The sequence below is a fragment of the Billgrantia hypersalina genome, from assembly GCF_052584175.1.
The window spans coordinates 99,610-114,693 of the sequence record NZ_JBMIQI010000017.1 but is presented as its reverse complement, the minus strand read 5'-3'; the positions used below and the strand labels follow the sequence as shown (position 1 = coordinate 114,693).

The following is a 15,084-nucleotide window of genomic DNA, read 5'->3' as shown; positions in this document are numbered from 1 at the left end:
AGGATAGCTATGACCCAAGCCCCAATCGATCAGACCGGTGCCTGGCAGCGGCTAATGGACCATGCCAGGGAGATGCGCGGTACCCACCTGCGCGATCTGTTCGTCGACCAGGCGCGAGGCAGTACCTTTAAGCGTCAGGCGGCGGGCCTGACCCTCGATCTGTCAAAGCAGCGCTGGAGCGACACGACGCTCGAACTGCTGCTCGATCTGGCCCGGGAAGCCAGGGTGCCGGAAGGCATCCAGGCATTGCTGAGCGGTGAGCATGTCAACGTCAGCGAGGACCGTCCGGCCCTGCATACGGCCCTGCGCCTGCCTGCCGAGGCGTCATTGGTCGTCGACGGCGAAGACGTGGTGCCCGGCGTGCATGCCACCCTGGACCGCATGGCGACCATGGTCGAGCGCTTCCATTCCCGCCAGTGGCGTGGTGCCACGGGCCGGCCGATCAAGGATGTGGTCAACCTTGGCGTCGGCGGTTCCGATCTCGGGCCGCTGATGGTGACCCATGCGCTGGCCGACCATCGGCCCGCCGATGCCCATCACGTCGAAGTGCATTTCGCTTCCACCATGGATGGCTCCCAGCTCGTCGACTACCTCAAGCGTTTCAACCCCGAAACCACCCTGTTCGTGATTTCGTCGAAGTCTTTCACCACCATCGATACCCTGTCGAACGCCCGTACCGCCCGCGACTGGCTGATGGCGCGCCTGGTGGAGGACGGTATCCAAGGGGTGGACGAAGAGATGGTGATGCGCCAGCATTTCATTGGCGTTTCGGCCAAGCCCGACAAGATGAGCGAGTGGGGCATCGCCGAGGCCAACCAGCTGCTGTTCTGGGAATGGGTCGGTGGCCGCTATTCGCTTTGGGGCGCCATCGGCCTGCCCATTGCGCTGGTGGTCGGTATGGACAACTTCCGTGCGCTGCTCGCCGGGGCTCACGCCATGGATCGCCACTTCGAGCAGGCCGCACTGAGTGACAACCTGCCGGTGCTGCTGGCGTTGGCGGGCATCTGGAACGTCAACTTTCTCGACATCCGCGCCCACTCGATCCTGCCCTACGACGGCCGCCTCGAGCATTTCGCCGCCTATCTGGAACAACTCGAGATGGAGTCCAACGGCAAGTCGGCGACCCACGACGGTCGTCAGGTGAGCTACTCCACCTGCCCGGTCCTATGGGGGCAGCTCGGCCCCAATGCCCAACACGCCTTCTACCAACTGCTGCACCAGGGCACCCAGCCGGTGGTGTGCGACTTCATCGCCCCGCTGAAGCGCTACGATGACGTCGAGGACGTGGCGACACGCAATCACCTCAAGGGCCAGCACCGCCTGACCCTGGCCAACTGCTTTGCCCAGTCGCGCCTGCTGATGCTGGGGGACGATGCCATCGACGAGGCCGGCGAACGGCCGGGGCATAAGCGCTACCGAGGCAATCAGCCCTCCACCACGCTGCTGCTCGACCGCTTGACACCGGCTACCCTGGGGGCGTTGATTGCCCTCTACGAGCACAAGGTCTTCGTCCAGGCCACTATCTGGGGCATCAACTCCTTCGACCAGTGGGGGGTGGAACTGGGCAAGCAGATCGCCGGCGAAACCGAGCATATCCTGGCCGAGAAGCGGGGGCACGAGGGGATGGATGCTTCCACTCGGGCATTGATCGAAGCGGTATGGAGCGCCGAGCGCGATGAGGACCGTTGAAGTCAGTCGTGGCCTAGGCTTGGAGGTGGGGCTGGCAATGTATACAGTTCGTTCGGTATGCTGAGCGCGCCATTGGCGTCGCTACCTGCCAGTGGCCTGCTCTACTTGCACGGCTTTAACAGCGGCCATGGTTCGCCCAAGGCCGCGCTGATGCGGGTTGCGTGTGCGGCGCTGGGGCTTCGCTGTGAAACGCCGCAGCTGTCGCATCGACCCATGGCAGCCTTGCAACAGGGCGAAGCATTGCTGGAGGGCCTGGGGCCGAATCCTCTGCTGGTCGGCAGCTCCATGGGTGGCTTCCTGGCGACCTGCCTGGCGGAGCGCCACGGCCTGGCGGCCGCGCTGATCAACCCGGCGGTGCGACCGGCGCGGCTGGTGGCGGAATGGCTCGGCGAGGCCTTCGTCAACGACTATACCGGTGAGCGGTTCATCATCGAGACGGCACACCGCGAGGAGCTGGCCGAGCTGACGCCGCAACGTATCTCTCCCGAGCGCTACCTGCTGCTGCTGGGCACCGCCGACGAGACGCTGGACCCGGCGGAGGCCTTCGTATTCTACCGTGGTGCCAGAACGGTGCTGCATCCGGGGGGGGACCATGTCTTCAGCACGCTGGAGGCGTATCTGCCGGCAGTACTGGCTCATGGCGGCCACAGCCTGACGGCGGGGCGTTGGTTGGCTGAAGGCGCGGGCTGAGCCGACGGACACGGGCCGGTGCCAGGGAGGGAGAATACGTCACGCTGGGAGCGCAATCGAATTCGTAATGGCTTTGGGACACGCATGACACAATACAGTGCCAGCTCAATCGAAGTTCTCTCCGGTCTCGATCCGGTGCGCAAGCGCCCCGGCATGTATACCGACACCACGCGCCCCAATCACCTCGTCCAGGAGGTCATCGACAACAGCGTCGACGAGGCGCTGGCCGGCCATGCCCGTGAGGTCACCGTGCGCCTGCAGGAGGATGGTGGCATCGAGGTGGCCGACGACGGCCGCGGCATGCCCATCGACATCCACCCTGAGCATGGCGTTTCAGGTATCGAGCTGATCCTCACCCGGCTGCATGCCGGCGGCAAGTTCTCACAGTCCAGCTACCGTTTTTCCGGTGGTCTGCATGGTGTCGGGGTCTCGGTGGTCAACGCGCTGTCGCGTCGCCTGGAGGTCGAGGTGATGCGCGACGGTGCCCGCCATGCCATGGCCTTCGAGCATGGCGACAAGGTCTCCGAGCTGGCGGAAATCGGCAGCGTGGCCAAGCGTGCCACCGGCACGCTGGTGCGTTTCTGGCCCGATGAGTCCTACTTCGACAGCCCCCGGTTGGCCATGGGCCGGCTCAAGCACCTGCTACGGGCCAAGGCGGTGCTGTGCCCGGGGCTCAAGGTCACCCTGGTGGAGGCCGATGGCGCCGAAAGCGTATGGCAGTATGAGGACGGTCTGCGCGACTACCTGGCCCAGGCCACCGACGGCTTCGAGGTGCTGCCCGCTTCGCCGCTGATTGGCCATTTTGCCGACGACGAGCAGGCCGTGGACTGGGCGGTACAGTGGCTGCCCGAGGGTGGCGAGACGGTGATGGAAAGCTACGTCAACCTGATTCCAACACCCCAGGGCGGCACCCACGTCAACGGGCTGCGCTCGGGCCTGCTCGAGGCGCTGCGTGAGTTCTGCGAATACCGCAACCTGCTGCCGCGCGGCGTCAAGCTTACCCCCGAGGATCTATGGGAGCGTGTCGCCTACGTGCTCTCGGTGAAAATGCTCGACCCGCAGTTCGCCGGGCAGACCAAGGAGCGGCTCTCTTCGCGTACCGTGGCGGCCTTCGTCTCCGGCGTGGTCAAGGATGCCTTCTCATTGTGGCTCAACCATCACGTCGACCAGGCCGAGGCATTGGCGGAGCTGGTCATCAGTGCCGCCCAGCGGCGTCAGAAGAGCGCCAAGAAGGTGGCGCGCAAGAAGGTCACCGCCGGCCCCGCGCTGCCCGGCAAGTTGGCAGACTGCTCAGGCCAGGACCCCGCCCAGAGCGAGTTGTTCCTGGTCGAGGGCGACTCGGCAGGCGGCAGCGCCAAGCAGGCGCGCAATCGCGAGACCCAGGCGATCCTGCCGCTGCGCGGCAAGATCCTCAATACCTGGGAGGTCGACAGCCACGACATCTACGGCTCTCAGGAGGTCCATGACATCGCCGTGGCGGTGGGCATGGATCCGGGCAGCGACGACCTCACCCAGCTGCGCTACCACAAGATCTGTATCCTTGCCGACGCCGACTCCGACGGCCTGCACATTGCCACGCTGCTGTGTGCGCTGTTCGTGCGTCACTTTCCCGCGCTGGTGGACGCGGGCCACGTCTATGTCGCCATGCCGCCGCTCTACCGCATCGACCTGGGCAAGGAGGTGCACTACGCCCTGGACGAGAGCGAGAAGGCGGCCATCCTGCGTCGGCTCGAGGGCAAGCGCGGCACCCCCAACGTGCAGCGCTTCAAGGGCCTCGGCGAGATGAGCCCACTGCAGCTGCGCGAGACCACCATGGCGGTGGAGACGCGTCGACTGGTGCAGCTCACCCGCGAGATCGGTGACGGCACCATGGAGATGATGGACATGCTGCTGGCCAAGAAGCGCGCCGCCGACCGCAAGAGCTGGCTCGAGGATTACGGCAACCTTGCAGACATTGAGGTATAGCGCCAAGGCGAGCGGCGCCGGGGGCAGGCCGAAGCGGAGGTCATTTGCCATGGATGGCAAATGTAGCGCCCAGGGAGGGGTTCACAGCGCCTCCGCCATGGCCTGTCGCCGGGATAGCCGCGGTGGTGCCGAATGACATTGAACCCTGACCAAGGGCCTATCGTATGACCATGGATATCCAGGTAGCGGAGGGCGACGTCGAACGCCTCTCGCTGCGCGAATACACCGAGAAGGCGTACCTCGACTATTCGATGTACGTCATCCTCGACCGGGCGTTGCCGCACATCGGCGACGGCATGAAGCCGGTGCAGCGGCGCATCGTCTACGCCATGCGCGAACTGGCACTGAACGCCAGCGCCAAGTACAAGAAGTCGGCGCGCACCGTCGGTGACGTGCTGGGCAAGTTCCACCCTCACGGCGACAGCGCCTGCTACGAGGCGATGGTGCTGATGGCCCAGCCGTTCAGCTATCGCTACCCGCTGGTGGACGGCCAGGGCAACTGGGGTAGCCCCGACGATCCCAAGTCGTTCGCGGCGATGCGCTACACCGAGGCGCGGCTCTCCAAGTTCGCCGAAGTCTTGCTCGCCGAACTGGGGCAGGGCACCGTCGACTGGACGCCCAACTTCGACGGCACCATGAACGAGCCGGTGGTGCTGCCGGCGAGGCTGCCCCACGTGCTGCTCAATGGGGGGACCGGTATCGCCGTCGGCATGGCAACCGACATTCCCCCGCATAATGTGCACGAAGTGGTCGAGGCCACCTGCCACCTGCTGCGGCACCCCGAGGCGACGACGGCCGACCTGGTCGAGTACCTGCCGGCACCGGACTTCCCCACCGCGGCGGAGATCATCACCTCACGCGACGACCTGCGTAAGCTCTACGAAAGTGGACGTGGCTCGGTGAAGCTGCGTGCCCGCTACACCATGGAAGAGGGCAAGGTGGTGGTCACCGCCGTGCCCTACCAGGTCAGCGGCGCCAAGGTGCTCGAGCAGATCGCCGCCCAGATGCAGGCCAAGAAGTTGCCCATGGTGGCCGATCTGCGCGACGAGTCGACCCACGAGGAGCCGACGCGGCTGGTGATCGAGCCGCGCTCCAACCGTGTCGACATCGAGGCGATGATGGCGCACCTGTTCGCCACCACCGATCTCGAGAAGAATATTCGCGTCAACCTCAACGTGATCGGCCTCGACGGCCGTCCACGGGTGATGCCGTTGCCCGAGTTGCTCGCCGAATGGCTCACCTTCCGCCGCAAGACCGTGCGCCGGCGTCTGGAGCATCGCCTGGGCAAGGTCGAGGATCGCCTGCATATTCTGGAAGGCCTGCTCGTCGCTTACCTCAATATCGACGAGGTGATCCGCATTATCCGTGAGGAGGACGAGCCCAAGAGCGCGCTGATGGCGGCCTTCGGTCTCTCCGATCGCCAGGCCGAAGCCATCCTCGAGCTGCGCCTGCGGCACCTGGCCAAGCTCGAGGAGATGAAGATCCGCGGCGAGCAGGATGCGCTCGAAGCCGAACGCAAGCGCCTGAAGGAGCTGCTCGGCAGCGAGGCCAAGCTCACCGATCTGATCGAGGAGGAGCTGCGCGAGGCGGCTCGCGAGCACGGCGACGAGCGCCGTTCGCCGATCGTCGCGCGCGAGGAAGCCAAGGCGCTCTCCGAGGTCGAGCTGATGGGCGCCGACCCCGTCACGGTGGTGCTCTCGGAAAAGGGCTGGATTCGTGCCGCCAAGGGCCACGATATCGACCCGGAAGGGCTCTCCTACAAGTCGGGCGACCGCTTTGCCCTGGCCGCCCGCGGCAAGACCAACCAGCCGCTGGTGCTGCTCGACGACACCGGGCGCGCCTATACGCTGGCTGCCCACAACCTGCCCAGCGCCCGCAGCCAGGGCGAACCGGTCACCGGGCGGGTTAACGTGGTGGCCGGTGCGCACATGGCCGGGCTCATGCTGGCGCCCACGGATGCCCGCTATCTGCTGGCCAGCGATGGCGGTTACGGCTTCGTGGCCAGGCTCGAGGAGCTGATTGGCAAGAACAAGTCGGGCAAGGCGGTCCTTTCGGTACCCAAGGGCTGCCGTGTCATGGCGCCGGTGCGAGTGCCGGAGGGCGAAGACCTGTGGGTGGCGGCCGTTTCCAACGAAGGGCGACTACTGGTCTTCCCGCTGGAACAGTTGCCGGAAATGGCCAAGGGCAAGGGCAACAAGATGATCGACATTCCCGGAGCCCGAGCGGCCCGGCGCGAGGAGCTGATGCGCGACTTCGTCGTGCTGCCCGCCGGGGCGGCATTGGTGGTGCATGCCGGCAAGCGCCACGTCACGCTCAAGGATGCCGACCTGGACTATTATCGCGGCGAACGCGGTCGCCGCGGCAGCAAGCTGCCCCGCGGCCTGCAGAAAGTCGATAGGCTGGAAAGCGCGGCAGACTGAAGCCATCACCTGACGGCCAGGGGGCAGGTCGAAGAGGAGGTCATTTGCCAGGGATGGCAAATGTAGCGCCCAGGGATGGGTTCACAGCGCCTCCTCGAAGCTGTCGCCGAATGCCGTCCTATCAGCGTATCCTGAGGCACGCATGACACGACGACTGCTGATTCGCGCCACCGGCGCGGCACGACCCGGCCAGCTGGCCGGCCTTGGCCAGGCCCTGGCGCGCAGCGGCGCACGGCTGCTCGACATCAACCAAAGCGTGACTTTTGGCGTGGTCTCGCTGGAGGCGCTGGTCGGGCTGGAGCGCGACAGCGACCTGGAAGGCGCGCTTACCGACGCTGGCGCCACCCTGGGGCTCGACGTTCAGGCCATTCAGGTCAGCGCCGAGGACTACCAGCGCTGGAGCGCGCAGGCCAGCCAGCCGCGGCTGATCCTGACCCTGCTGGCTCCGCACCTGCCGGCAGGCATTCTGGCCGAGGTGGGTGCGCTCACCGCCGAGCATGGCCTTACCGTGGAACTGATCCATCGTCTCTCCGGGCGCGAGCCGCTGGACGGCGGGGCGCCCCCCTTCGGCTCTTGCGTCGAGTGCTGGCTACGCGGCGAGGAGGTCGATCTCGACAGCCTGCGCGAGAAGGCCCTGGCGTTGGGGGCCATGCACGGGGTCGACATTGCCATCCAGGAGGATTCCATCTGGCGTCGCCACCGTCGCCTGGTCTGCTTCGACATGGATTCGACCCTGATCCAGGCCGAGGTCATCGACGAACTGGCCCGCCGCCATGGGGTCTATGAAGACGTCGCGGCGGTCACCGAGCGCGCCATGCGCGGTGAGCTCGATTTCCAGCAGAGCTTTCGCGAGCGCATGGCCAAGCTCAAGGGACTCGACGAAGCGGTGCTGGCCGATATCGCCGAGGAGCTTCCGCTCATGGATGGCGTCGAGCGGCTGATGAAGCACCTGAAACGCCTGGGTTACCGCACCGCCATCCTCTCCGGCGGCTTCACCTACTTCGCCCGCCATCTGCAGGAGAAGCTCGGCTTCGACGAGATCCATGCCAACGAACTGGTCATCGAGGACGGCAAGGTCACCGGCGAAGTGCGCGAGCCGATCCTCGACGCCAGCCGCAAGGCCGCGCTGCTGCGCGAGATCGCCGCACGCGAGGGGCTTGCTATGGAACAGACCATTGCCGTGGGCGATGGCGCCAACGACCTGAAGATGCTTGCCGCCGCCGGGCTCGGCATCGCCTTTCGTGCCAAGCCGCTGGTGCGCAGCCAGGCGCGTCAGTCCATCTCGACGCTAGGCATCGATGCGGTGCTCTACCTGATGGGCTATCGCGAAGGGGATCTCGAGGACGAAAGCCACGCGGGTTGAATGGCATTGCTGGTGAAGCGGGAACAAGTGGCGTACCTTCGAAGGACGTCTCTCGAAGTCATTGGCTCGCAGGACTTATCACATCGGAGGTCGCCATGGCCCAAGCGCATTTCTCCGCAGAACTGCTGGACGAGCTGAACCTGCTCTGCCTGTTCAATCTCGATACTACCCAGGAGGGTCTCAAGGTGCATGCCGGCAGCGCCGCACCCGGGGCCGTATCCGCTGCATCACGGCTGCATGCCAAGGGTCTGGTGACCCAGGCCGACGGCGGCTACTTGACGCCGCGCGGGCACGAAGCGGCGCTTCACGCCCAAGAGCTGGCAGGGCTGTTGGCTCCGGCCGAACTCACCACCTGAGCCTTATGCTTCGCATTACCGTCATTGCGCCCGCCTCGAGGTCGAAGCGGGCGCAATCTGCTTGTGGCCACCGGCTCAAGTATTGAGCACCACGCCGCCGTTCAGGTGTAGCGTCTGGCCGCTCATGTAGGAGGACTCCTCGCAGGCCAGGTAGACATAGGCCGGCCCCATTTCGGAGGGCTGACCGGCACGATCCATCGGCACCTGGCCGCCGAAGGACTCGACCTTTTCGGCGGGGAAGCTGGCCGGAATCAGCGGTGTCCATACCGGCCCCGGGGCCACCGCGTTGATGCGGATACCCTTCTGGGCCAGGGGGACGGCCAGCGAGCGAACCAGGCCCTGGATCGCCCCCTTGGTCGCGGTGTAGTCGATCAGCGATGGGTTGCCCTTGAAGGCATTGATCGACGAGGTGCAGATGAAGGTATCGCCTTCGTGCATGTGGGGCAGGGCTGCCTTGGTCAGGTAGAAGTGGCTGAAGACGTTGGTCTGGAAAGTGCGCTGCAACTGATCGGGCGGGATTTCGGTGATGTCGTCCCAGGCATGCTGTTCGGCTGAATTGTGCACCACGATATTGAGCTTGCCGAATTCGTTCAGGGTGCGCTCGACGATTTCATCGCAGAACGACGGCTCGCCCACGTCGCCCTTGAGTACCAGGCAGCGTCGTCCCTCGGCCTCGACCAGCTTCTGGGTCTCGCTGGCGTCGGTATCTTCCTCCAGATGGACGATGGTGCAGTCGGCGCCCTCACGCGCGTAGTGAACCGCCACCGCACGGCCGATGCCGCTATCGCCGCCGGTAATGATCGCCACCTTGTCCTTGAGCTTGCCGACTCCTCGATAGCTTTCACGGATGAATTCCGGCTGCGGGTCCATCTTGTATTCGGCGCCGGGCTGGTGGGATTGTTCCTGGGGGGGCTGCTTCTCGTCGCTCATGTGCCGGACTCCTTTTCCTTGCGCACGGGATGTCTTGAAAGTAGGCACCAGGTGGCCTTCTGGACAAGCCAGATAGCGTGAATAAAGTTTTCGTCATCGTAACGCCAAGTGGGTGATCGCCGTGGCGGGTACGCTTTTCGAATTCCGCTCGTGATACCATCACGCCGCCCGCCGTTGCCGGGTTCGTTTTCCTGTCAAAGTGTGCTTTCGAGACTCCCATGAGCGCTTCCTTCGATACCTGGCGCGATCGCTTCGAGCGGCTGCGCGCGAACAAGTTCTTCGAGCTCACGGTGATTGCCATCATCGTGCTGTCGGCGCTGTTGATCGGCGCCAAGACCTACGAGGAAGAAGTTAGCCCCTTCCAGGAGTGGCTGCTGCTGCTCGACGTGGCGGTAACGGTCTTCTTCCTGGTGGAGATCCTGATCCGCATGGCAGCCGAGAGGCGCCTTCGCGACTTCTTCAAGAAGGGCTGGAACGTCTTCGATTTTCTGATCGTCACCGCTAGCCTGATCCCCATGGACGACTCGGAGATGGTGCTGCTGGCGCGCCTGCTGCGCATTTTCCGTGTGCTGCGCCTGGTCTCGATGATCCCCGAGCTGCGCATGCTGATCGCGGCCCTGTTCAAGTCGATTCCACGTATGGGCTACGTGGCGCTGCTGATGTTCATCATCTTCTATATCTACGCGGCGATCGGCAGCTTCCTGTTCAGCGACGTCGACGAACGGCTGTGGGGCAACATCTCGCTGGCCATGCTGACACTGTTCCAGGTCGCCACCTTCGAGAGCTGGGCCACCGCGGTGCTCTACCCGACCATGGAACACTATCCCTACGCCTGGATATTCTTCCTCACCTTCATTTTTCTCAACGCCTTCATCTTCCTCAACATGATGATCGGCATTGTGCTCGACGTGATGCAGAAGGAGAGCGTCCAGCTCCAGTTGGAGAGTGGGGAAGGAGAGGCCGCCGAGCTGCACGGCCTGCGCAGCGACGTGCGAGCGCTGCGTGACCAGTTGGCCCGGATGGAGGCCATGCTGGAGCGACGCGAACGGTAAGACCCGGTTCGCCAGCCAAAACTGCGGCCACCTTCCGCTATGCTCAGGGAGACTGGGCTCGATCGGCGAGTCTGATGGCGAGAAGGAGAAATGGATGCCCAACCCGTCACTTACCGAGAGGCGGACTTTCCTGCCGCCTTACCTGCTCGAGCGCATCGCCAGCGGCGGCTCTTCCCGTCTGCACGAATGTGCCCGCCATACCTTGCTGGCGGATCGTCATTTTCGTGCCCGTGCGGGAGCCGTCCCGCTACCTGATGGCAGTACCCGGCGCGGCGAGCCGTCTCGCTACGTCCATTCCGCCGAGCAGCGGCAGATCCTGCCCGGTAGGCTGGTGAGGCGCGAGGGGGAGGGTGACAGTGGCGACCCGGCCGTCGACGAGGCCTACCTCGGACTGGGCGCGACCTACCGGTTGTTCTGGGATGTCTACGAGCGGCACTCCATCGACGATGAGGGCATGGCGCTCCTGGCCACGGTGCATTACGGCCAGGATTACGAAAATGCTTTCTGGGATGGCCAGCAGATGGTGTTCGGCGATGGAGACGGAGAACTCTTCAACCGGTTTACCGTGTCGTTGGATATCGTCGCCCACGAATTGACCCACGGTGTCATTCAGCACGAAGCGGCGCTGGACTATGTCGGCCATTCGGGGGCGCTCAACGAATCGCTGTGCGACGTGTTCGGCAGTATGGTCAGGCAGTACCAATTGGGGCAGAGCGTGGACCGGGCGGACTGGCTGATCGGCAAGGGGCTTTTCACCGAGCGGGTCGCCGGGCGGGCGCTTCGCTCCATGGCCCGACCGGGTACCGCCTACGATGATCCTCTGCTGGGGCGCGATCCGCAGCCTGACCATATGAATGCCTTTGTCGTGACCGAGGCGGACAACGGAGGCGTGCACATCAATTCGGGGATCCCCAACCGCGCATTTCATCTCGTGGCCATGACGCTGGGTGGCCATGCCTGGGAGCGTGCTGGGCGGATATGGTACGACACGCTCATCGATGGCCGCCTTGGACGAGACAGCGATTTTCCTGCCTTCGCCAGCCTGACGCTCGATAATGCCGGGCGGCGCTTTGGTACCGCCGGTGCCGAGGTGGAAGCGGTGCGCGAGGCTTGGCGTGGCGTCGGAGTGCTGCCATGAGACAGCCGCCTCGCCTGACGGAGGAAAGCGTGATCCGGCTGCGCCGGGAAGGGGGGCTGGCGCATTTTCCGGGCCTGGCGCGGCCGCGCTGTATTCATTGCGACCGCTACAGCGAAGCACAGCGTGACGAGCTCTGGCGCCTGATGTCGCATGTGGAGAGCCTGGGCGGGGATTCGAGAGCCTTCGGTGCTGACCGACGCCGGTTCCACTTGAGTGTGGAAGATGCGTCCGGTACGCCGGTCTGGACGCAGGAGATCGCCGAAGAAGCGGCACCACGCTGGCTGCTGGAGTGCTGGCGCCGGGCCGAGCCGGAAGGGGAAAATGGGGGCGTGCCTTGACAAGCGTCGCGCATGCTGATTTTCTAGAGGGCATGAACATGACATCTAGCTGCCTCAGCCTGAACCTACGACTACTAGCCGGCCTTTGAGCGCCGGGCGATGCGTCGTGCATCGCGTCTTGTCCAGGTCAGTCGAGGTATCGAAATGTCAGCCACCCGAATCGTTCCAAGCCACGCACCCCATTTCGCCGTAATCGCGACCCATTGCGGTCAGCGGTTCGTTTATCGCTTCGACGCCCCGGTATGCCCCGTGCAGCCGGGGCGTTGTCGTTTCTGATGCCTTCGTCTTCGAGACAGCCGCCGCCAGCCAGGGAGAACACCGCCATGATGCTCGACAACCCCGCCGCCAAGTATCGCCCCTTCGTCGCCGTCGACCTGCCCGATCGACAGTGGCCGAATCGACGTATCGAGTCGCCGCCCGCCTGGTGCAGCGTCGATCTGCGCGACGGCAACCAGGCGTTGATCGATCCCATGGACCAGGAGCGCAAGCAGCGCTTCTTCGACCTGCTGGTGAAGATCGGCTTCAAGGAGATCGAGGTCGGCTTCCCCTCGGCCTCGCAGACCGATTTCGACTTCGTGCGCGCACTGATCGAGCAGAACAAGGTGCCTGACGACGTCACGATCCAGGTGCTGACCCAGGCGCGCCCGCATCTCATCGATCGCACCTTCGAGGCGCTGAAGGGAGCCAGGAACGCCATCGTGCACGTCTACAATGCCACCGACCCGGTGTTTCGCCGTGTCGTGTTCAACGTCAGCAAGCCCGAGTGCATCCAGATTGCCGTGGATGCCACCACCCAGATCCGTCGTCGCATGGACGAGGCGCCGGAAACCAACTGGACTTTCCAGTACTCACCGGAGCTGTTCACCACCACCGAGATGGACTTCGCCAAGGACGTTGTCGAGGCGGTGATGGAGGTCTACGGGGCCACGGCCGAGAAGAAGATGATCGTCAACCTGCCGGCCACGGTGGAGGCGGCCACGCCCAACAATTACGCCGACCAGGTTGAGTGGTTCTGTCGCAACGTCAACAATCGCGATCGCCTAATCGTCAGCGTGCATCCCCACAATGACCGCGGCACCGGGGTGGCGGCGGCCGAGTTGACCGTGATGGCGGGGGCCGACCGCGTCGAGGGTACCCTGTTCGGCAACGGCGAGCGCACCGGCAACGTCGATCTCGTCACCCTGGCGATGAACCTCTATACCCAGGGCGTGCATCCCGGCCTCGATTTTTCCAACATCACACCGATCATGCGCGAGGTGGAGTATTGCAACCAGCTGCCGGTCCATCCGCGCCATCCCTATGTGGGCGATCTGGTATTCACCGCCTTCTCGGGCTCCCATCAGGATGCGATCAAGAAGGGCATGACCGAGCGCCGTGCCAACCCGGACGACATGTGGGAGGTGCCCTACCTGCCCATCGATCCGCTGGATGTGGGCCGCAGTTACGAGGCGGTGATTCGCGTCAACAGCCAGTCGGGCAAGGGTGGCGTGTCCTATCTGCTCGAGCAGGAGCACGGCATCGAATTGCCGCGCCGGCTCTCCATCGAGTTCAGCCAAGTGGTGCAGGAGGTCGCCGACCGCACGGGCAAGGAGATCACCTCGCAGATGATCTACCAGGCCTTTGCCGACGAGTACCTTGAGCGGACCTCGCCCTATGCGCTGGTCAACCATCGCCTCTCCTCGGAGCCCGACAGCCCCAAGGTCAGCCTGGAGGCAGCGGTGACGGAGCGAGGCGAACGACGCGTCATTCAAGGCGAGGGCAACGGCCCGCTGGCCGCGTTCATCAAGGCCCTGGCGGCGGCGGGCCATGACGTGGAGATCATCGACTACCACGAGCACTCCCGCGGCCAGGGCTCCGAGGCCGAGGCGATCGCCTACGTGGAGGTGCGCATCGATGGCAAGGCGGTGTTCGGCGTGGGTACCGACGAGAGCATTACCAGTGCCTCGATGAAGGCAGTGGTCAGTGCCATCAACCGCCACGTTTCCACCGAGCCGGCGGCGGCCAATGTGACGGCGGCGACGCTGGCGTAATCGGCTTGCCTCAGTCCGCCAGACTGGCTTGTCTTGCCTGTCGCCGAGGGTCTTGGGAATCTATAGCGGCGTCTTGCTCGCCTCACCGGGTATCTCCCTGACCAGGCGGGGCATCAGAAAGCCCGGTAGTACCTCCCGCAGGCCCGCGACCAGTTCGCGGGCCTCGTCGTCTGGCACGTCGAAGTGGGCCGCACCTGCCACCGGGTCGAGCACATGCAGATAGTAAGGCAGCACATCGGCCTCCAACAGCCGCTCGGATAGCTCGGCCAGCGCCGTGACCGAATCGTTCACGCCACGCAGCAGCACGCTCTGGTTGAGCAGCGTCACGCCGGCTCGCTTGAGCCGTGTGCAGGCCGCGATCACGGCGTCGTCGATCTCCTGGGCATGGTTGATGTGCAGTACCACGACCTTTTGCAGTCGAGTGGCGCCGAGCCAGCCGAGCAGGGACTCGTCGACGCGATCTGGGATCACCACCGGCAGGCGGGTGTGGAGGCGCAGCCGCTTGAGGTGGGGGATCGCCTCGAGGCGCTCGACCAGCCAGGCGAGTTGCCGGTCGCTGGCGGCCAGGGGGTCGCCGCCGGAAAGGATCGCCTCGTGGATGCTCGAATCGCTTCGCAGCGTCTCGAGCGATTGTTCCCACTGGGCGCGGGAGGGGCTGTTGTCGCCGTAGGGAAAATGACGGCGAAAGCAGTAGCGGCAGTTCACCGCGCAGGCGGGGCTCGCGATCAGGAGCACACGGCCGGCGTACTTGTGGATCAGCCCCGGCCCCGGCGTATGCTCGGCTTCGGCCAAGGGATCGTTGGTATAGCCCGGCACCGCCTCGCCCTCGTCAGCGAGCGGCAGCACCTGGCGCAACAGGGGGTCGCCCGGGTCGCCGTAACGCATGCGGGACAAGAACGCCTCGGGAACGCGCACGTCGAACAGCCTGTGTCCGTGCTCGGCGCCCGGCAGCCAGGCGTCATCCAGCCCCAGCCGGCGGCACAGCTCGCGCGGATCGCGAATCGCCCGCGACAGCTGGGTCTGCCAGGCGCTCTGCAGTGTCACGGGGGCTGCGTCGGCGCTTGGCGTTTCCGGTCTCTGCAAAAGGGCGGAGCTTCGGGTTATCATGCGGCA

The 15,084-nt window shown here is 64.8% G+C and carries 11 protein-coding genes and 1 pseudogene; 10 read left to right on the top strand and 2 right to left on the bottom strand.

Annotated elements, in window-relative coordinates:
* The first annotated feature begins 9 nt into the window (after positions 1-9).
* The 6 genes and pseudogenes from pgi (at position 10) to ACOJCM_RS13510 (ending at position 8,483) form a co-directional block, all read left to right on the top strand.
* Positions 10-1,689 (top strand): glucose-6-phosphate isomerase, encoded by a 1,680-nt coding sequence (gene pgi / locus ACOJCM_RS13535; protein ID WP_445212585.1) that lies wholly within the window; start codon positions 10-12, stop codon positions 1,687-1,689.
* Between the two features lie 39 nt (positions 1,690-1,728).
* Positions 1,729-2,379: pseudogene (locus tag ACOJCM_RS13530) on the top strand (YqiA/YcfP family alpha/beta fold hydrolase); the annotation flags it as partial.
* 84 nt (positions 2,380-2,463) lie between these two features.
* Positions 2,464-4,344, top strand: a complete 1,881-nt coding sequence (parE, locus tag ACOJCM_RS13525; protein WP_445212584.1) for a DNA topoisomerase IV subunit B — start codon at positions 2,464-2,466, stop codon at positions 4,342-4,344.
* Positions 4,345-4,508: 164 nt separating this feature from the next.
* Entirely contained in the window at positions 4,509-6,764 is a 2,256-nt protein-coding gene (parC, locus tag ACOJCM_RS13520) for a DNA topoisomerase IV subunit A (protein ID WP_445212583.1), read from the top strand.
* 142 nt (positions 6,765-6,906) lie between these two features.
* Positions 6,907-8,127 carry a phosphoserine phosphatase SerB gene (gene serB, locus ACOJCM_RS13515; RefSeq protein ID WP_445212582.1) on the top strand — a complete coding sequence of 407 codons (1,221 nt, stop codon included), beginning with the start codon at positions 6,907-6,909 and terminating at the stop codon, positions 8,125-8,127.
* A 95-nt stretch (positions 8,128-8,222) separates the two neighbouring features.
* On the top strand, positions 8,223-8,483 hold the full coding sequence (locus tag ACOJCM_RS13510) for a TIGR02647 family protein (protein WP_445212581.1): 261 nt from the start codon (positions 8,223-8,225) through the stop codon (positions 8,481-8,483).
* A 75-nt stretch (positions 8,484-8,558) separates the two neighbouring features.
* Here ACOJCM_RS13510 and ACOJCM_RS13505 read toward each other — a convergent pair whose 3' ends face one another.
* Positions 8,559-9,413 carry an SDR family oxidoreductase gene (locus ACOJCM_RS13505; protein ID WP_445212580.1) on the bottom strand — a complete coding sequence of 285 codons (855 nt, stop codon included), beginning with the start codon at positions 9,411-9,413 and terminating at the stop codon, positions 8,559-8,561.
* Between the two features lie 218 nt (positions 9,414-9,631).
* Here ACOJCM_RS13505 and ACOJCM_RS13500 point away from each other — a divergent pair, with 218 nt between their 5' ends.
* The 4 genes from ACOJCM_RS13500 to leuA all read left to right on the top strand — a co-directional run bounded on the left by ACOJCM_RS13500 (position 9,632) and on the right by leuA (position 13,971).
* Complete coding sequence (locus ACOJCM_RS13500; protein ID WP_445212579.1) at positions 9,632-10,465, top strand: ion transporter; 834 nt, start codon at positions 9,632-9,634, stop codon at positions 10,463-10,465.
* A 94-nt stretch (positions 10,466-10,559) separates the two neighbouring features.
* Positions 10,560-11,603, top strand: coding sequence for a M4 family metallopeptidase (locus tag ACOJCM_RS13495; protein WP_445212578.1), 1,044 nt, complete (start codon positions 10,560-10,562; stop codon positions 11,601-11,603).
* Positions 11,600-11,941 (top strand): protealysin inhibitor emfourin, encoded by a 342-nt coding sequence (locus ACOJCM_RS13490; RefSeq protein WP_445212577.1) that lies wholly within the window; start codon positions 11,600-11,602, stop codon positions 11,939-11,941. Before ACOJCM_RS13495 ends, ACOJCM_RS13490 begins: the two co-directional genes overlap by 4 nt.
* 323 nt (positions 11,942-12,264) lie before the next feature.
* Positions 12,265-13,971 (top strand): 2-isopropylmalate synthase, encoded by a 1,707-nt coding sequence (leuA, locus tag ACOJCM_RS13485; RefSeq protein ID WP_445212576.1) that lies wholly within the window; start codon positions 12,265-12,267, stop codon positions 13,969-13,971.
* Positions 13,972-14,031: 60 nt separating this feature from the next.
* Here leuA and epmB read toward each other — a convergent pair whose 3' ends face one another.
* On the bottom strand, positions 14,032-15,078 hold the full coding sequence (gene epmB / locus ACOJCM_RS13480) for an EF-P beta-lysylation protein EpmB (protein WP_445212575.1): 1,047 nt from the start codon (positions 15,076-15,078) through the stop codon (positions 14,032-14,034).
* Positions 15,079-15,084 lie beyond the last annotated feature (6 nt).